We start from the raw sequence: 18,481 nt of genomic DNA, 5'->3' as shown, positions 1-18,481 counted from the left end.
GATAAACATAAACACCGAGCTCGCTAAGCTCGGTGTTTTATTTTTTAGTTTTCGACGAGCAACATTGAGGCTTTAGGTGGCACAATTAACTTACCGTCAGATGGAACGTCCTGATCCGTCATCAAATCCACCCAGTCGCCATCCATTTTCAATGCCAAAGACTGCTGACGCTGCGATTTATTAAGCACGACAATGCCTTTGCTCCCTCGCTTAAATACCAGCATATCATCGTTACCTTCAAGAACACTCATCGACTCGCCATGCGTCATATTATGGAACTGGATCATTTTCGCCATTCGCGGATCGTTCCATGCGCCTTGCCATCTTGGTTTGCCATTTTTATCTGTAATACCGCTAGTGTTTAAGTCGGTATAAACCAATGGCACACCACCATCGCGGCCTAGAATGTAGGCATAAGCTAACCATTCGTTTTCCTCATCCATGATCAGATCAAGAAAAACGTCATTGTTAGGAATGTCATGCGTGACAACAAATGTAATGGCGCGACCAGGCGAAAGGGCCTGACCGAAACAGTATGGGTCAATCAACGACTTGAAACTGCCCTTTTTAGCAAACGCCTTAAAAATGGTCGAGAACAACGGGAAATCGTAAGCGCCTAAGCGAGTTTCCTGTAAATACGGCTCAAGAAACAACTGATACTCTTCTTCCGTCGCACCGCCATCGGTAATAATTTCGCCAAATATATGCACATCGCGCGTGATGTCGTCTGTCCAAACACGTTTAAGATGCTCTAACGTCATGTGTTTCGCGGCATCAATACGAAAACCTTTCACACCAATGGCTTTCAGTGCTTTTAGGTAAGCGCGTTGCTGCTCAACGACATGGTCACAAACACGGAGGGTTGGCAAGCCAGGATCGGTTGGTCCACCTGTGATGCGTCCATTTTGTACCTGCCATTTATCTTTCCAGTCTTTAATACCGAACGCTTCAACAAAGTCCTCTTCATCAAAAAGCGGTTGAGATAAGTCGCCAAATAACGTTAGCGACTGATATTTCTGTTTGTTTTGTTGGTATTCCTCCAAGACATCTTTTCTTGGGTATTGGAGGTCTCGGCGAAGGTGGGCCTCATTTGCCATATGGTTAAACACCACGTCAGCGTAAACCCACACGCCAACTTGCTCCAGTTCACGAACCATACGGATAAAGTCTTTGGTATCACCCAACGCATTGTCGATGACACGGTAATCTTGAGGTTGATAGCGCTGCCACCAGCGATCATCGTGGGCGCTTTTCATTGGTGGCGAAACCAGCACGGAGCCGTAACCTAGCTCGTGGATTTCTTTTGCTCGTTGGGCAATGTCAGCATACTTCCAATCAAATGCATGTAAGATAACATTCGCACCGAATGATTGTATTTCCTGTGAGCCACTCATGTTGTTCTCCTACTCGTTTTCACTCACGATTACTTGTTTGCATTTTTTTGTGAGTGAATTCAATAGTCGAAATTATAAGAGCTATTCATCAGACGCCCTCACCCTTTTCGCCCTAACTCAAGGCTGAAAATGAAGGCGTAGTGACTCCTCCATTGCACAAGTAGAAACGGTTCTGGACGTAAACGAGTAGATGGCATTCAAGCACACCGCACATAAAATAAATTAAGTCATTGTTTTGTATTGCAAAAAATTGCATTCAAAATATATGAAAGAAAATGCCCGGGTACGCCCTAAAGGAGGCCAAAGACTAAAAACAGCCAAACCACTCTATTGAGTAACTAATTTTTAATAAAGTGAAACTGGCAGGTGGATCACGTTTGGCGCGTATTCAAAACAGCCCCCTTCTGCGTATCCAACCTTAAAACATGGAAGATTACCGTTTGTATCTATCCCGAAATGACTTCAAAATGCGGAACTTAGCTTATGCCTATTGGTATGAATTACCTTGGAGGGTAATCATGAATATCAAAGAGTTTTCTAGCCTCGTCGGCTTGTCTGCTCATACACTTCGATACTATGAAAAAATTGGCTTACTTAAACATGTCCATAGAAACGCGAGTGGGCATCGAGTGTATAGTGCGAAAGATCTAAGCTGGATTAGCTTCGTAAAGCGATTAAAAGAAACTGCAATGCCGCTTGAAGAGATTCTGGAATATGCAAAATTAAGGGAAGTCGGCTCAGAATCTGTACGACAACGCCAAGCCTTGCTAGAGCAACACCAAGAAAACCTCAAGCTCCACATTGAACAGCAGCAAAAGCACTTAACGGCTCTAGAAGAAAAAATTGCCTTGTATAAAAGCGGAAAAGTTCGTTGACTTAGAGTTAACTCTAACGATTAAGGTATGTTTGCATTTATTCACTAGGAACATATCGATGGAACAATCACGCTTTAACAAAGGATTAGAACTACTCTCTCACATTGATGGCGACGCTGGTCACAATGTTATCGAAAGCTTACAAGATATTTGCCCAGATTTAGCTCAGTACACCATTGAGTACCCGTTTGGCGATATTTATGCTCGCCCAGGCTTAGACCTAAAATCGAGAGAAATCGCAACCGTCGCCGCGCTAACGGCAATGGGGAATTGTTCGCCACAACTGAAAGTACATCTCAATGCAGCACTGAATGTAGGCTGCAGCGAGGCTGAAATTAAAGAAGTCATCTTACAGATGTCCGTCTACGCAGGGTTTCCAGCGGCATTAAACGGCATGTTTGCCTTCAAAGAAGTGCTGGCGGAAAGAGCAGAGTAATCACGACGTTGAAATCAATTTAAAGGCAATTAAAAACGGCCCTTGGGGATCGGGCCGTGATTTAAACAACGAGTGAATTAGCGCTCAGGGGTTTCAAGCAGTTTAACCGCGCAATCTACCGCGTTGTTAATGCCTTGACTACTCTCCAACTTGCCTGAACTTGCAGGACCAAGGGCACAAGAATACAAAGCCAGCTGCTTATCGAACGGCAGATCCAACTGTTCATATAGATTTTGTCGGATTCTTGCGTGTTGTTCTGGTTCTTGGTTAGCAAGGCTAATCAACGTTTCATAAATAAGCGTTTTCATGTCTTTCCCTTTTCACTTTATTGCACGGGGTGCATATATATTGTATCCGTTTGGAAAGCACAAATCAGAAGCTAGGTCACAGAACGCGTCGCTAAAAAAGTTTATGTGCGCGGTAAATTGTAATACAAACCTAAAGCCGTTTAGAAAAAGAGCAAAGGATAACTCGATAAATCAGCCGATTAACTGGCATTCGCCGCTGTTTGATCACAATGGCATCCGATACAAACAAAAACGCCGCTCTATGAGCGACGTTTTTTATCTCGATTTCAGCTAATCGAGCATGTTTTAGTTGAAGTGCACTAACATTTCAACGTCATCACCTTGTTCTGGTGCTTGAAGAGAGAAGTGCACATAGCCCGCTTCAGTAACAGGAATCGCAAGGTATTCGTTGCTGCCTGCATAGTTGGACACGTACTCGTGTTGCTCAACTGTAGGCCAATGCTCCCTACTCGCGTATAGGTCGACATTACCTGTTTGAGAGTGAGCCGTTAGCCATACACGAACCTCTTCAACACCTTCAGGTACATACACTGCCGCATAACGCTGCTTGTGAACGGTCAGCATTTTTGCTTCACCAGACTCTAATACCACCGGTGCCAAATCGTCTTGCACTTGTGTTGGCGGTGTTTGCGCTTCAACGTCTAAAGCAGCCACAAGATTCACTGAGTCATAGTTATCACGGCCAGTTAAACTGATGTAGTAACGACCTGCTTTCACGTAACCATCCTGCTCTGGCTCAAATACAATCTCTTCATTGCTGCCATCGCCATACTGGCTCATTTCAAAGTCGTAGTAATGCGCAACTTTGTTGTAGCTCATGTAAAGATCCGCATCCCCCGCACCTTCAATAGATACATTAAAGCGAACGGTGTTGGCTGGTACGTCAACGTAGAACAGTTTTTCGCTATACGCTTCGCCACTGAGTTGAAGGCTTTGGTTCGCCGTCAATTCAGTCACTTGTGCTTCAGGTTCTGTTGGCTCTTCTGGGTCAGTACCTGGTTGCTCTGGCTCCACTTCTAACGTATCCAACCAGCGCTCAAACTCTGCGTCATATTGTTGACCTAATGTCGTCACCTGTTGCGCCCACTGTTCAAACTGACCAGTGCGCGACAACGCCAACAAGCTTTCTACGTCTCGCGGATGATTTTCTAGCATGAATCGAACGGCCAAGTAACCCCAACGATAGATACGATTAGTATCGTGAGAATATGTGGTATCAAACACAGTTGAAAGGCTCAGTTTACCGCCTGCAATCAGTTCGATCGCCGCTTGGTAGCCTTGTTTGTAATGCATGTATTCAGCAAAACCTTCCAGCCACCACACGATATGACCGTGGGCTAAGTTATCACTGAATGAGCCGTACTGGTTAAATCGCGCGTCCAAATAGTGCGTGTACTCATGCTCTAGATTCAAAATCGATAAATCTTCGCCATTCGCATAGCGATAAGCCACGAAACGGGCGGTATTGTCCGCTTTTGATGGATTCCCTTCAAGGTACTGACCACCGTTGTCCGTTGTATTACCAAACAGGAACGAAGAATAATCAACGTAGCTGTCGTTACTAGCAAACACCGCTACCTCAACACGGTCATTCAAGTCATCAGCGACAGGTTGATTGCCCGTATTCGCCACTTGATGGAAGTCGGCTTCTTTCGCAGCCAGTACTTCACACGCTTTCGCAGCTTGAGCATCGGTCAGATCTTCAGAGCGAATGATGGCAGGTCCCTGACACTCAAAACGATTTGGCATCACGCGCGCTGCTAGATCTTGCTTCGCTTGATCTAGGTCCAGACCGTTTAAACCTTCAGGTGCGTAGTAGCTCATCATCTCTACGGCAGCAAGCCACAGTTTGTCATGCTCACTACCCAGTGGGTAACGCTGCATCACTTGTTGCATCACAGCCAAGGCTTTGCGTTTGGTCTCCTGATCTGGGCTCGCAAGCAAACGACCAGTTTCACGTAATGCATTGAAAACAATAAAGCTCGCATCCGTATCCAATGCCCAAGCGTTATCAGATGCGAATCTCGCTAATGTATCAATATGGTGAGTATTGTTTGCCATGTAGCGGTAGAACTCATCGTTTGCTACATGACCTGCCATAGAACGGAACAGGTTGTTTAAACCATCGACCCATTGCGTGTCCTGCGCGGTTTCACGGTTAAAGTGCATCAACGCGGCCATCATGCTATCCATGGTCAGCGGCAACTGTTTCACGTTATCAACCATCAAAGTCAAGCTCTTCATTGCGCCAACTTGTTCACGGCCTTGATCCAAAGCATGAGGGTTGTTAAGGAATAGGTTCGTCGACTGAGCAAAACGCTGACTCAACGCTTGCGAAAACTCAGGTGTACCTGTGCCAGCATTGTAACGAACGTAGTATGCAGCACGAATAAACTCGCCCAGATTTTCTAGAACACGAGCTTGCTCTGCTTCTCCACGATAGCGGGCAATTTCTTGATCCAACGCGACTTGGATACGGCTTAAGCTCGCTTCGCTGTAAATGTCGTTCAGCGTTGCGGAAGGAGCTGAAAACCAAGCGTGGTAGCAATCATACTCAGCACCAGAAACGGCAGCAGCCAGATCTCGCGATTGTTGTAAATCAGCAACAGCACACTGATTTTGTGCAAAAGAGAAGCTAGACACACTCGCTAGCATACAAGCAAGCGCCAAACGATGGCGCGGGAAAAAACGGATATGAGACATAACAACACTCATTGATTATTAACATACATTGAGTGGGGGTTTATATTCTTTACAGCTCAAACAGTGAAATTAGTATCATAAAATTTATGAAATCGCTCCCAAAAATAGGCTTTTTACTCTAAATTTATGGGATCAATCCCAACCCAAGATTTCTCATAATTATCAATAAAAACATTAATTTACATTTTTCTAAATAACGACTTCATGAGGAAAATTGCCCTTAAACGCCCCCCTTAACTCTTCCAGATAGAGTTCACGACAATCAAAGGTTCTAAATTAAATTTTGATGCTTGATACCATCTATTTTTATTTGTGACTCATTCCCAATAAGTTATCGAGTGCATATCAAAAGGCTGGCATTAATGGTAAATTCTCTTCCAAATCAAACACATTTACTCCTCGAATCATTGATGAGTGAATAAGCAGATATTTGGCTAGGGATAATACATGTCACTTTGGGGATTTTTGGGAGCGGGGCTTGCCTACTTCATGACAACGTTTGCCTTTGTTTTTGGCGGCATTTTTTGGTTATGTGCTGAAGGTAATACATTAAGAGAAACAAAGCGCCAATCATCAATAATGTCCGGGGTTATTGCTTGTACTATTGGAACTTGGGTGCTTGCTTTTGGTGTTTACGTTTACGGTTACTTTTGGGATAACTCTTCTCACTATTATTTTTATTTGCTCGCTCCATGGGGACTTGCCATTTTTGGGGTAAAACTTCGTAACCGCTGGGTTAAGCAATACGCGCGTGTAAAACACGCAAAAGAAGAACAGTGGCAAAAGCGCTGGCGAGAATTATTAGGGGAAGATACTGAAGATCTTCCACCATATACACATGATTACGAGCTCTACTCGGGCATTTGGCAAGCCAATGAAGCGCTCCGAGAACAGTGTTTTGCAGCCCTTCCTCACGGGAAAGCAGTCTACGAGAGAGTGAAAGCCTTCCAAACGATGGCCTCCCACGCTGGTGACATAAACAATCAAGTTTTGCTGAGTAAACTCGATCAACTAGAGGATGAAATCATTCAAGTTCTTGAGCAACACTCGCAAAAGAAAGTAAGCATTGAAACTGGCGCAGGTACTTTACGCAAAGAGTCAAAACGCAATGTTTATCACCATGAGAATGACCCAACAGAAGAGCAACTGTACGACTCAATCAACCTCCAACATGATTTGGATCGAGAGCTACGCAACATTATCTATGATCGGCTCGGTTACGATGGTGAAGATGAGTACTTTTTCCTCCAAGCGCCACTCGAAGAGCTTACCGAGAATGAAACCGCAATCAACTGGATGCTCTGGGGTTTAGTAAGCGACCATTTTGCTGTTGACCCATACCAAACGGCGTTGGATCTCAGCCTAATGAATGCGGAACCAAGATGGGGGCAAAATGAACGGTTTGTAATGATTACGGCTCAATAAACGCAAGTACTAAGTCTAACTTTAATACCACCTATTCTGAAACCACCCTCGCGTTGGTTAACTTAGCCAATAAGCCGCCAACGCGATCACGCATTTCACGTCTGTCTACAATCATATCTAATGCACCATGTGCTAATAAAAACTCACTTCTCTGAAACTCGTCTGGTAACTTTTCACGTACCGTTTGTTCAATAACACGCCTTCCCGCAAAGCCGATGCTTGCTTTAGGCTCACCAATATTGATGTCTCCCAACATGGCTAAACTCGCCGAGACGCCACCATAAGTTTGGTCCGTCAATACTGAGATATAGGGTAATCTGTACTCAGATAAGTGGTTTAACGCGGCGCTGGTTTTTGACATTTGCATTAGTGCTACCAAAGACTCTTGCATGCGCGCCCCTCCGCAAGCAGAAAAACACACTAGCCCAGATTTTGTATTAATCGCAGTTTCAACGGCGCGGACAAATTTCTCGCCAACCACCGCCCCCATCGAGCCAGCCATGAAAGAGAATTCAAACGCACAAGCTACAACAGGCAAGCCTAGTAACTTCCCCTGCATCACAACCAAGGCATCTTTTTCTCCAGTCGTTTTCTGCGCGATGGCAATTCGCTCTTTATATCGCTTTAAGTCTTTAAAACCCAAAATATCCTGCGGTTCCAACTCACTTGCCAACTCTTGCTGTGTTCCATGATCCAGAAAAGTGTTCAACCTTTGACGTGCCGCCATTCTCATGTGATGAGAGCACCTAGGACATACTTCCAAATTCTCTTTTAATGCCGCGCAATAAAGTATTTGTTCACATTCGGGGCATTTTGTCCAAACGCCCTCAGGAATAGACGCTTTGCGCGAACCTATTATATTCTTATTCTCAAATAACCTTTCTAGCCAACTCATGTGTACCTCATTATTTATCACCTCGTAGCAGGACATCTGCATCGTTTGCCCGCTCTGACTTTTAAATAAAATTGTATGCAACTCAGTCTGAGGATAAAGTGCAATATGCTGGCTTGATAATCCAATAAAGTGGGACAATAGAATGTTTGATAACGTCGACCAAACCTGGTTAAAAAGTTTTCATTGTGTTTATGAGAACAACAGCTTTAAGCGAGCCGCTGAGTGTTTGAATATACCAACATCGAATGTCAGCCGACATATTGCCCTGCTTGAAGAAAAGTTAAACATTAGGTTGTTCAATAGAACAACAAGGCGAATGACGCCTACCGAGGCTGGAGAAGAGCTCTATAGCAGCACTCGTCCATTATTGGAACAACTCAACAACGCGCTAGAAACCGTGACTCGCCACTCGCACACCGTAACTGGAGAGCTACGTATTCTTATGCCAGACACACCTGTACTGGCCAAAGCGGTTGTCACCTTTTGCACGCAATACCCGTCAATCTCTTTATCTTGCGATACAACGCTAAACCCTAAAGATGAGATTATTGATAGCTTTGATGTCATTTTGAGTTTTCATAGAGGGACTTTGTCTGACAGCAATTGGGTAGCAAGGGAAATAAAACGCTGGCCCAGTGCTATTTTGGCTGCGCCTCAACTGCTTAATAAGTACGCCAGCCCTTACAAAATTACGGATTTAAATCATGTTCCCAGTATCACGACACTTACTGCAGTAAATGGCGCTCCCTGGGTATTTAAAAATCCCGACGGAGGTCATATTACGCAAACAGTACAATCCTCGTTCAAAGTAAACAGTGGCCATCTCGCTAAATCTGGCGCGTTATCAGGGCTTGGATACGCAATACTTCCAATAGAATCATGCAAAGGTGAGATCGAGAGCGGCAAGCTTGAAGTCATCCCTCTAGAATACGAACCTGAAGATTTAGTGCTTTATGCGTTTTACTCTTCTAGAAAGCACTTAGCCAAGAAAATCTCTATGTTTGTTGAGCACTTAAAACAACACGCGAAGCTTAACGCCTAGTTAAGCATTAATCATTTATCACAATAACTATAAAAACTGGCATAGTAGAGCAATTCAACATGCGATTTTCTCAAATAAAAAAGCCAGCAATCGAGATTTACTGGCTTTTGCAAAAGGATTTCCGTTGGCGTTTAAATTCTAAACGCTCCTACGTGACGATCGAGAGTTCTCGATAATTCCGCAAGTTGTTGACTTGATTCTTCCAATTGCTCACTCGCCGTTAGCGCGTTTTTCACGGAGTGACTGACGGTATCCATATTCATGTTAATTTCATTTGCTACCGTCGATTGCTGTTCTGTTGCCGTTGCCACCTGAGTATTGATATCCAAAATGGTGGTCACTTGATCTGCAATAGCCTCTAGTGCTTGTCGAGCGAGCTCCGTTTCTGCAGTGCCTTCTTCAATTAGGGTTCTACTATTACTCATTGAATTAACCGCACTTTGGGCTTCGGTTTGCAACTGATGGATCATGTTGTCAATTTCATCAGTGGACTGAGCCGTTTTAGTTGCAAGATTACGAACCTCGTCTGCCACTACGGCGAAACCTCGTCCGGCGTCACCGGCGCGCGCTGCTTCAATAGCGGCATTTAACGCTAGTAGGTTAGTTTGCTCAGAGATCCCTCTAATGACTTCGAGAATACTACCAATCGACTGAGTGTTGTCCGCAAGGCTTACGATAATATTGGAAGTACTGTTCATCTCGTTTTCAAGATTCGTCATCGCCGTCTTGGTGCGTTCTAGCGTCTTGTAGCCATCTTGAGTCTCATTACTTGCCGTGCTCGCAGCACTTGCTGCACCAGCAGCATTTGACGCGATTTCGTTGACGGTCGCGATCATTTCGTTCATAGACGTGACAACCAGCATGGTTTGCTCATTCTGCTCCTGCCCTCTTGCAAGCGCTTGTTGAGATTGTCCACGCAGCGCAACAGCAGAACCATTCAGATCCACACCAGTATTTACAACTTGTGTAATGATTTCATGTACCTTGCCAACAAACACGTTGAACGCCGAAGAAATTTGTGCGACTTCGTCATTACCTTTTGCTGGTAAACGAACCGTTAAGTCTCCGTCACCTTTCGAGATGTCTTGCAACGCCTCCTTAAGCGCAGATAGCGGTCGCATCAGCTTGTTGAGTAGCAGCGATAGAGCCAAAACACACAGAACGAAGATCACCACCATGGAAATCAGTTGGGAAGTAATAATTCCATTCGTCGCTTGGCTTACTTCTGTAATAGGAATACCAATATCAAACGTACCGTACAACTGACCATTCACGTAGATCGGCGCCATGATATCAAACACCCACACTTTCTGGACATCGGCATACCACTTTGAATACTGTTGTACACCCTTGGTTGCACCTTCAACGGTATAGTTATCATTGTAGGTTTTATTTAGCTTTTGCTTATCACTGTGAGCAACCGCCGTCACATTGCGATCAATTACGACTGCATAGCTTACGTCTGAACGTTGTTTCAAACCCTCAACGAGCGATTGTAAGTCTTGCATTGGGTTGGCTGAGTTCTCCAAAATATAACTTGCATTTCCTGCTAAAAACTCAGCTTGAACTTGGGATTTGTTTAAGATGATGTCATCGATTTTCTGACTCGAAATTAGGTACGTTGATGCCATACTTGCCACGACAGCAATACCAAACATGGCGCAAACGGCTAATAAGATGATTCTTTTCATTTTAATTGTCTCGGTACAATTCAATGTGATGCTCACGACAGAGCGTTAAGCCTTTCGCCTCTTATAACCAACACAAACTGTATTTTTAGCCTGTCTGGCAAAGCTAGACGTAACTTTGTAGCCACTGTATCTGCCTGATTACCGATAACTTTAGAATGAAGGAAGAAAAGTCTTCAAAACGTCACATTTCTACGAGGTTTGGCTGAAAGACAAGAGAGCAATCGCTAACTTCAAGTAAGCGGCCACACTAGCATCGAGAGTTAAAAAAAAGTTCTAGTTAGAGCCTTGAAAATATAAATAAGCGAACGCTTCGACCTATATTCTTACAATTCTCCTTTGCTCAACTAAGTTAATTCTATTCCAAACTCTTTGATAACGATGGTCACAATGAAGAAACAAACGATTGAAATAATGGCGCAAATTCCCAAAGAGAACCAAAACGAATATCGGCTCAGTAAGAAAGGAAAAACTAGAAACATCGGCAATGTAGGCAGTACATACCAAAAAGTATAAAACGCGTGGTTCGCGAGCTTTTCCTGACCTTGACCTTCAATATACATCCAAATCAAAGCTAAAATAGTGACCGTCGGGAGCGCGGCAATCAGCGCTCCCGCTTTATCACTTCTCTTGGCAACTTCAGATATCAGCACCACTATTCCTGCGGTTAACGCGTACTTAGTAATCATCCACAACATGAAAGAGCTACCTTTAATAAACAAAAAGCGACGTAATAATTACAACAGAGCTTAGCTCATTAACGTCGTAAACCCGTGCATGCCCATATATACACCAACGGCACTAATCAAGATCCCCGATAGATAAGGTGCACGACGAGCCACATCGTTCAAACCACTCCACTTCGATGTTGCTTTTTGAACACCCACTGCCGCGACAACACCAACCGCAACTAAAGTTAACGCTAGACCAATACTGAACGACACCACCAAGGTTGCACCAAGTGTCATGGCCTTAAGTTGCAAACAAATGAGTAAAACAGTGACCGCCGCCGGGCATGGTATTAACCCACCAGTCAAACCAAACAGAAGTATTTGTCCATTGGTAACATCTCGATCGCCAAAGCGCTTTTGAATATCTAGAGCGTGAGCACGCTCATGAGCGTCTTGGTACTCTTTATTCTCACCTTCCGAGTGGGAATCCGCATGAAAATGCACCTCGAAATCGTGGGTGTGATCATGGTGCCCGACCATCAACGTGACGAAAAAATCATCAGAGGCTTCAATACAGGAGGCGGATTCCAAATAGCCATCGCGCTCAATAAAGTGATAAATATCAGAAGGCTGTCTGATTGCGTTGGGTAGCACTAGTTTAACGCTTTCAGCCGTTAAAGGCTTACCATTAAGTGTGCGTAACTGAAAACGGCAGTGATACCCTTCATCTACAATAGAAAGCGATAGATGCCCATGACCAGTATCGACAACTTGCGTTCTCCAGTCTCGAGCTTGCTTATGAGCTTTGTGCCAAGCTCGCTCATCGCTCCACGTTCTCCAGAACATCCATAAACCCGTCGAGACGATAATTACCCCAGAGATAAGCTGCATCCATGGCTCCGCAGCTTCTGCAGTAAATCTTTGGCTTATATACATCCCACCCGCAGCAATTATCCATACGATCGCCGTATGGGAAAGCGTTGCAGCCAGCCCCAACATAACCGCCTGCTTCACTGTTCCTTTTACGGCCACAATAAACGCCGCCATCATCGTTTTTGAATGTCCTGGCTCTAATCCATGTAACGCTCCTAATAAAATGGCGCTGGGTATAAAAAACCATCCATTACCTTGTTGTAATAATGCGACAAAATCCATTGTTATTCTCAATATGCTCTTCTAAAGTTGCCTTAAACTATACTCCCCCCCAGTATTTAATACTACCCCCCAGTATAAGATGAGTGCTACATTATCAGTTAGAATCTCGCAGTCAGTAACTTAAAGAAGATAAGTCATGTCCCATACAACCAGAGATCAAAAGAAGCTCAATACCCGTGTCAGCAAAATACAGGGTCAGGTGAATGGTCTTAAAAAAATGCTGGAAGAAGAACATGAGTGCCAAGATGTGTTGCAACAAATCGCTGCAATTCGAGGGGCTGTAAATGGCTTAATGAAAGAAGTAATTAAAGGTCACTTACTTGAGCACGTTGTACTTGAGGAAGACAAAACTCAACGTGAAAAAGATATGGAAGTCGTATTGAAAGTACTGGACTCTTATATAAAGTAACCCTACTTCGCTAGAGTAAAGTCACTAGGGTTAAACTCGAATAGATCCTTTATATGTAATCGTTAACTAAACGGGAAATAGAGATTCCATTTCATATCGATTAGGTTGAAAGAAACTATATCAGTTCAAGTTAAATAGTTTAGTTATCAGAACTAAAACGGCCCAAACATAGGGCCGTTCATATTATTAAAAATCCCTAAACTATCTGCTAAAAATACATATTGTGATAGGTTTTGACTTTATGGAAGAGTACAAGTAAACCTTTATACCTCTTGTAATTCGACGTGCTTAGCGCTGTAAGATTTTGTAAATGCAATACACCCCAAAAGTACAGCAAGTGGTAACACGGGATCAAAGATTGAACCATGAGATCCGAAGAATAAGTTAAGAATCATGACTAATGAACCACCAATAGCCCAAGCAATTGTTGTTGGAATAGTCCAAATGATGAGTTGTTTCTTAACCTCAGTCACCCCCATTAGTCGATTAACAATATGGAATAACGAGTCATTAAAGTAGCCAGCAAATAGAGATCCCATCGTAGCTGCCGTCGCTGCGAATAAAAGGTTAACATCAGGAATATTCACTAAAACTGGGGCAGATATAGAAGCAGCGGTTATCATGGAGACTGTACCAGAGCCTTGAATAATGCGAACTAACGTCGCAATAATAAATGGAATCATAACCGCAGAAATAGGAAGCCCTGCAACTTGGTTGGCAATCTCTGCGCCCGCACCCGTTTCACGCAATACCGCACCTAACGCGCCACCAGCACCTGTTACTAACAAAATGATGCCACAAGTGGAGATTCCTTGTTCCATCTTTTCATTCGCTTCTTCTTTGGTAAGGTTATTACCCAATGTGTAAACCGCTAATAAGGTTGCTATTGATAGTGCAATTGTAGGGCTGCCGATAAAAGCGATAAATTGACCAAATGTTGTTGCTGTCAGCCCTTCGAAACCGAAAGTCCCCTCTAATAAACCCATCACTGATTTCGCAAGTATAAGTAAAATAGGGATAATAATTGGAGCGATAGATTTACTTAAAGATGGTAGGTCTTTCGCTTCTTTACTTGCAATGTACTCTTTGTGATCATTAATCAGTTGCTCACTAGACTTCGAGAAATGTTCGGTTGGAATGAATTCAGGAAACTGCTTTTCTAACCATCTTGCATACCAAACAATACCCATGACACAAGGCGCTGCGATCATCAAACCAAAACCTAACATGCTGGCAAGATCGACACCAAAGATACCAGCAACTCCCAAAGGCCCTGGAGTCGGCGGAATAGCGTGATGCGCTACGACCAAGCCGCCCGCCAGAGCAACCGTAAGCGTTAAAATCGAGCGATTGGACGTTTTTGACAAAGACTTCGCAATTGGATAAAGAATGATAAGCGCGCTATCCACAAAGATTGGGATGCTAACAATATAGCCAGTTACAGCAAGAGCGGCCTCTTCTTTCTTTTTTCCTAACCACTTTATAAAATTATAGGCAATACTTTCTCCTGCTCCAGAAGCCTCTAAAATAGCCCCCATCATAACGCCGAGACCGATGACAATCCCTATACCGCCTAATGTTCCACCAAATCCTTTGCTAACGGTCGCAATCGTGTCGTCAACACTTAACCCACCAATAATACCTGCGATACATGCCGCAATTAACATCGCAATTAACACATGTACTTTTGTACGTAATACAAGAAAAACAAGGACTGATACGGCTACTATTAGTCCAATTACTGAGGTTGGTAACATTAGACAATCTCCATATTGTTAACAGAAATAAATTGTTGTAATACATCCTTGAAATTACTGTCTGCTTTAAATCCAAGCTCCAGTTCTTTAGTACAATCAATTTTTTGTGGCCAACTACTCACAATACGATCAATACCCGCATCATGCTCATAGGTAATATAATTAGAAAGTTGCTTACCCACTAAAGTGTCCATTGTTTGAATCATCTCAGCTGGTGTAGTTTGAATGCCAGGTAAATTAAGCGTTCTATAGGACAGATTATTTAACTGCTCATAAGGCATTAGCCCTGCATACTGAATATTGTCAACCACTCTAGACGGGCTCGATATCCAAAGTTTTAGCGTAGGGTCTACAGGACAATTTGATTCTTGAGCATTCAAAGGCTCACGAATAATTCCGCTTACGAAAGAGCTAGCGGCAAGGTTTGGTTTCCCAGGGCGAATACAAATAGTCGGTAAACGTACGGATACAGCTTTAACAAAGCCTTTACGGGCATAGTCGTTCACCAATAACTCACCTATAGCTTTTTGCGTCCCGTAGGATGACTGAGGATGAAGTGCTGTTATTGGTGTAATCGTTTCCGGAAGTTCACCACCAAATACAGCTAAAGATGAAGCAAACGTAAAACGAATATTAGGGTTTACTTTACGGCAACGCTCAAGCAATAACTGTGTGGTCGTCAGATTTACAGCTACGCCTAAATCAAAATCTTGCTCAGCATGGCTCGATACAATTGCCGCTAAATGAAAAATGTGTGTCGTTTCGGCAGTAATAACTTGGTCTATATTTTCTCGCTTTGTCATATCCATGACTAAAGAAACGACTCGGTCATCAATGCCCTCTAAGCGCGACTTTTGAATGTCGACAATAGTAATACTTTCAGCTTTGTTTTCTTTTAGTAGTGATTTGGCAAGTAGGGTTCCGAGAAAACCCGCCCCTCCAGTTATGATAATATTCATAGTCACGACCCTTTGTTTTTGTAATTAGTTTCAAGTTATTTATGGATAGAAATTAAAATTGTTATAGGTATGGTTTAACCCAACTAAGGCCCAGCTGCGTGCTATGCCTTGGGTTGTATTCACAACCGATCCAGCCTTGGTAACCAGAGTCATCCAAAACATTGAATAGGTGTGGGTAATTCAGTTCGCCTTCCGATGGTTCGTGCCTTTCAGGCACAGAAGCAATTTGAATATGGCCTGTGTATGGCGCCACATCGCGAATCAACGTACTCAGATCACCGTCCATAATTTGTGCGTGATAGAGATCGAGCTGCAATTTCACGTTTGGACGAGCCACTTGTTTGATGAGTTCCACCGCTTCACGTTGATGTGCAACAAAGTAGTTCGGTACATCGCGATTGTTGAGTGGCTCAATCATCAGCTCAACACCATGTTCGGCAAACTTATCCGCTGCATAACGAATGTTTGAGATAAAGGTTTCAATATGCTGATCACGAGTGAAGCGTGAATCAACAATGCCAGACATAGCGTGAACCTTTTTACAGTTCAGTGCCTTGGCGTACATCAACGCAGTCTCGACGCTCGTTTTAAATTCATCCTCACGCCCCGGAATAGCTGCAAAACCTCGTTCACCTGCATCCCAATCACCTGGAGGCATGTTGAATAACGCTTGCTCAAAACCAAACTGCTGTATCTTGCTTGCTAGTTCTTGCGCTTCGAATGCGTATGGAAAAAGGTATTCCACCGCTTTGAAGCCCGCTTGGTGTGCTTTTTCGAAACGATCTATAAAAGGAACTTCTGTGAATAACATTGTCAGATTTGCCGCGAATTTAGCCATTACTTACCTCTCCCTTTTAGGTCTTGAATCTCAGTATCCGTTAAGTAGCGGATGTTGCTGTCTTTAAGAATGAACGCTAGCTTCGCTGTCTCTTCTAGCTCTTCTGCGTTATCCACTGCATCTTCAAAGTCCGTACCCGTGATCACTGGACCATGGTTCGCCAGGAGGAAAGCTCGGTAGTCACTAGCCCGCTGCGCAAGTTCTTCAGCAATCTGAGGGTCGCCCGGGCGCAGGTACGGAATCACTGGCAGTTCGCCAATGCGCATTACAAAGTAAGGTGTGAAAGCTTTGATGGCATTCTCGCGATCTAAACCTTCAAGACAAGAAAGCGCCGTCAAGTAAGTAGAATGCAGATGCACAATCGCATTACACTTTGAGTTATTTCGATAAATCGCCAGATGAAAAGCCACTTCTTTTGATGGCTTTTCACCAGAGATATGGTTGCCATCAATATCCACAACCGAAAGCTCTTCAGCAATCAAGCGGCCGAACGAAGAACCAGTTGGCGTTGCCAGAAAGTGTCCATTAGGCAGTTTTAGAGAAAGGTTGCCAGCGCCGCCAGTCGCATAGCCACGTTCAAACATAGAGCGCGCCATAGTGACCATTTGCTCTCGCAGTTGTTGTTCTGTCATCAATTCTTTATTCATCACAACCTCACCTATTCAAAAAACGACTGTGCTTTGGCAAAGAAGTGTTCATCGCCGAAGTTGCCCGATTTCAGAGCCAAAGAAAGCTCGCCTTCAAGTGACTTCACCCAAGGTACACCTGGTGCGATTTGAGGACCGATATGAAAACCTTTTACGGCTAGGCTTTGGGTTACAACCCCTGAGGTTTCCCCACCCGCAACGATGAAATTTTTCACACCGTGCTGCTGAAGTTTGATTGCAAGTTGGCTAAAGAATTGTTCAACCGCGTGACTTGAAGCATGCGCGCCAAACTCTTGTTGAATCGCTTTTAACGCCGCTGCATCTGCGGTTGCGTAAACCAGTGGTGCGAACTCGCTTTCGATGTTGGTCATGACCCAATCAAACACTTGATTTGAGTAATCTTCTTCCGTCAGACACGCCTTCACATCAATAGCAAAGTGTGGCGCTTTTTCTTTGTAAACAGCGACCTGTTGGTTGGTCATGACAGAACAAGATCCAGATAACACAACGGTTGGTGCCTTTTTAGGGTTCCCCTCTTGCTTCGCATCACTTTGATCTTCAAGGTTCTCTATCCAGTTCTTAGCAATACCCGCAGCCAAACCAGAACCACCAGTTACCAGTTTTAGAGACTTCGCCGCTTGGCCAAGTGTGACAAGATGCTCTGCATTGAATGCATCAACCACTGCATAGCGGTTGCCTTGTACTTTTAGCTCTTCAAAGCGCTCAATTACCGCTTTTGGACCTTGTTCAATTATTTGGAAGTTCACCAGGCCAGATTTGCCTTGAGATTGAGCATCCATCATACGAACTAGGCTTGAATCAGTCATTGGTGTCACAGGGTGATTACGCATACCTGAGTCGCTTAGCAAGTCTTGGAATACAAATAGATGGCCGTTGTAAACTGTGCGACCATTCACTGGTAATGATGGGCATACAATGGTGAACGCTTCACCTAGCTCTGCAAGCAGTGCATCCGTTACAGGACCAATGTTACCTTCTGCTGTGCTGTCAAACGTTGAGCAGTACTTGAAGTAAAACTGCTGACAGCCATTTGCTTGCAGCCACTTAAGCGCAGCTACTGAATCCTCGATTGCCTCATCTACAGGACAGGAGCGAGATTTAAGACTGATCACGACCGCATCTGCGTTTACATCAATCTCTTCTTTTGGAATACCGTTAAGCTGAACTGTGCGCATGCCGTTTTCTACAAGAAAACCTGCGATGTCTGTTGCGCCAGTAAAGTCGTCTGCGATAACGCCTAATAACATCATTTTTTCTC

17 protein-coding genes are annotated in these 18,481 nt (G+C 43.9%); 5 read left to right on the top strand and 12 right to left on the bottom strand.

The features are described 5' to 3' along the window. Positions 1-44: 44 nt before the first annotated feature. Positions 45-1,394 (bottom strand): alpha-amylase family protein, encoded by a 1,350-nt coding sequence (locus tag MTR11_RS11730; RefSeq protein ID WP_005392534.1) that lies wholly within the window; start codon positions 1,392-1,394, stop codon positions 45-47. A 518-nt stretch (positions 1,395-1,912) separates the two neighbouring features. On the opposite strand from MTR11_RS11730, the gene MTR11_RS11725 reads away from it, so the two are divergent. Further along, complete coding sequence (locus MTR11_RS11725; protein ID WP_005392533.1) at positions 1,913-2,269, top strand: MerR family transcriptional regulator; 357 nt, start codon at positions 1,913-1,915, stop codon at positions 2,267-2,269. A 58-nt stretch (positions 2,270-2,327) separates the two neighbouring features. After that, a complete protein-coding gene (locus MTR11_RS11720) occupies positions 2,328-2,705 on the top strand; it encodes a carboxymuconolactone decarboxylase family protein (RefSeq protein ID WP_053809605.1) in 378 nt (125 codons plus the stop codon). A gap of 77 nt (positions 2,706-2,782) precedes the next feature. Here MTR11_RS11720 and MTR11_RS11715 read toward each other — a convergent pair whose 3' ends face one another. Both MTR11_RS11715 and MTR11_RS11710 read right to left on the bottom strand, forming a co-directional pair. Further along, the gene (locus MTR11_RS11715; protein WP_005375384.1) at positions 2,783-3,013 is read right to left on the bottom strand and encodes a PAS factor family protein; all 231 of its coding nucleotides are present in this window, start codon (positions 3,011-3,013) and stop codon (positions 2,783-2,785) included. Between the two features lie 285 nt (positions 3,014-3,298). Next, the gene (locus MTR11_RS11710) at positions 3,299-5,716 is read right to left on the bottom strand and encodes a M9 family metallopeptidase (protein ID WP_243327597.1); all 2,418 of its coding nucleotides are present in this window, start codon (positions 5,714-5,716) and stop codon (positions 3,299-3,301) included. Positions 5,717-6,163: 447 nt separating this feature from the next. Between MTR11_RS11710 and MTR11_RS11705 the strand changes: the two genes are divergently transcribed. Beyond that, positions 6,164-7,141, top strand: coding sequence for a hypothetical protein (locus MTR11_RS11705; protein ID WP_243327596.1), 978 nt, complete (start codon positions 6,164-6,166; stop codon positions 7,139-7,141). 31 nt (positions 7,142-7,172) lie between these two features. On the opposite strand, the gene accD is transcribed toward MTR11_RS11705, so the two are convergent. Then, a complete protein-coding gene (gene accD, locus MTR11_RS11700; protein WP_243327594.1) occupies positions 7,173-8,036 on the bottom strand; it encodes an acetyl-CoA carboxylase, carboxyltransferase subunit beta in 864 nt (287 codons plus the stop codon). 142 nt (positions 8,037-8,178) lie between these two features. Here accD and MTR11_RS11695 point away from each other — a divergent pair, with 142 nt between their 5' ends. Beyond that, complete coding sequence (locus MTR11_RS11695; protein ID WP_243327592.1) at positions 8,179-9,078, top strand: LysR family transcriptional regulator; 900 nt, start codon at positions 8,179-8,181, stop codon at positions 9,076-9,078. A gap of 131 nt (positions 9,079-9,209) precedes the next feature. On the opposite strand, the gene MTR11_RS11690 is transcribed toward MTR11_RS11695, so the two are convergent. From MTR11_RS11690 to MTR11_RS11680, 3 genes are all read right to left on the bottom strand, one after another. Beyond that, on the bottom strand, positions 9,210-10,769 hold the full coding sequence (locus MTR11_RS11690; protein WP_047008423.1) for a methyl-accepting chemotaxis protein: 1,560 nt from the start codon (positions 10,767-10,769) through the stop codon (positions 9,210-9,212). 344 nt (positions 10,770-11,113) lie between these two features. Continuing rightward, positions 11,114-11,464 carry a DUF3147 family protein gene (locus MTR11_RS11685; RefSeq protein WP_005392525.1) on the bottom strand — a complete coding sequence of 117 codons (351 nt, stop codon included), beginning with the start codon at positions 11,462-11,464 and terminating at the stop codon, positions 11,114-11,116. A gap of 51 nt (positions 11,465-11,515) precedes the next feature. Continuing rightward, positions 11,516-12,592, bottom strand: a complete 1,077-nt coding sequence (locus tag MTR11_RS11680; RefSeq protein WP_085344498.1) for a nickel/cobalt efflux protein RcnA — start codon at positions 12,590-12,592, stop codon at positions 11,516-11,518. A gap of 136 nt (positions 12,593-12,728) precedes the next feature. Here MTR11_RS11680 and rcnR point away from each other — a divergent pair, with 136 nt between their 5' ends. Further along, on the top strand, positions 12,729-13,001 hold the full coding sequence (gene rcnR, locus MTR11_RS11675) for a Ni(II)/Co(II)-binding transcriptional repressor RcnR (RefSeq protein WP_085344497.1): 273 nt from the start codon (positions 12,729-12,731) through the stop codon (positions 12,999-13,001). Between the two features lie 263 nt (positions 13,002-13,264). Here the strand turns inward: rcnR and MTR11_RS11670 are convergent, their stop codons facing one another. From MTR11_RS11670 to otnK, 5 genes are all read right to left on the bottom strand, one after another. Then, positions 13,265-14,758 (bottom strand): GntP family permease, encoded by a 1,494-nt coding sequence (locus tag MTR11_RS11670; protein ID WP_048625307.1) that lies wholly within the window; start codon positions 14,756-14,758, stop codon positions 13,265-13,267. Then, a complete protein-coding gene (gene denD, locus MTR11_RS11665) occupies positions 14,758-15,717 on the bottom strand; it encodes a D-erythronate dehydrogenase (RefSeq protein WP_243327591.1) in 960 nt (319 codons plus the stop codon). The genes MTR11_RS11670 and denD overlap by 1 nt, the downstream gene beginning before the upstream one ends. A 61-nt stretch (positions 15,718-15,778) precedes the next feature. After that, positions 15,779-16,555 (bottom strand): 2-oxo-tetronate isomerase, encoded by a 777-nt coding sequence (otnI, locus tag MTR11_RS11660; protein ID WP_243327589.1) that lies wholly within the window; start codon positions 16,553-16,555, stop codon positions 15,779-15,781. Beyond that, positions 16,555-17,202 (bottom strand): aldolase, encoded by a 648-nt coding sequence (locus MTR11_RS11655; protein ID WP_005385078.1) that lies wholly within the window; start codon positions 17,200-17,202, stop codon positions 16,555-16,557. Before MTR11_RS11655 ends, otnI begins: the two co-directional genes overlap by 1 nt. A gap of 11 nt (positions 17,203-17,213) precedes the next feature. Beyond that, entirely contained in the window at positions 17,214-18,470 is a 1,257-nt protein-coding gene (gene otnK / locus MTR11_RS11650; RefSeq protein WP_048625565.1) for a 3-oxo-tetronate kinase, read from the bottom strand. Between the last annotated feature and the right edge of the window lie 11 nt (positions 18,471-18,481).

Source organism: Vibrio sp. CCB-PB317 (genome assembly GCF_022808245.1).
Classification (GTDB): domain Bacteria; phylum Pseudomonadota; class Gammaproteobacteria; order Enterobacterales; family Vibrionaceae; genus Vibrio; species Vibrio diabolicus.
Note: the sequence above shows the minus strand (reverse complement) of the source record. Positions and strands in the feature narration are given on the sequence as shown.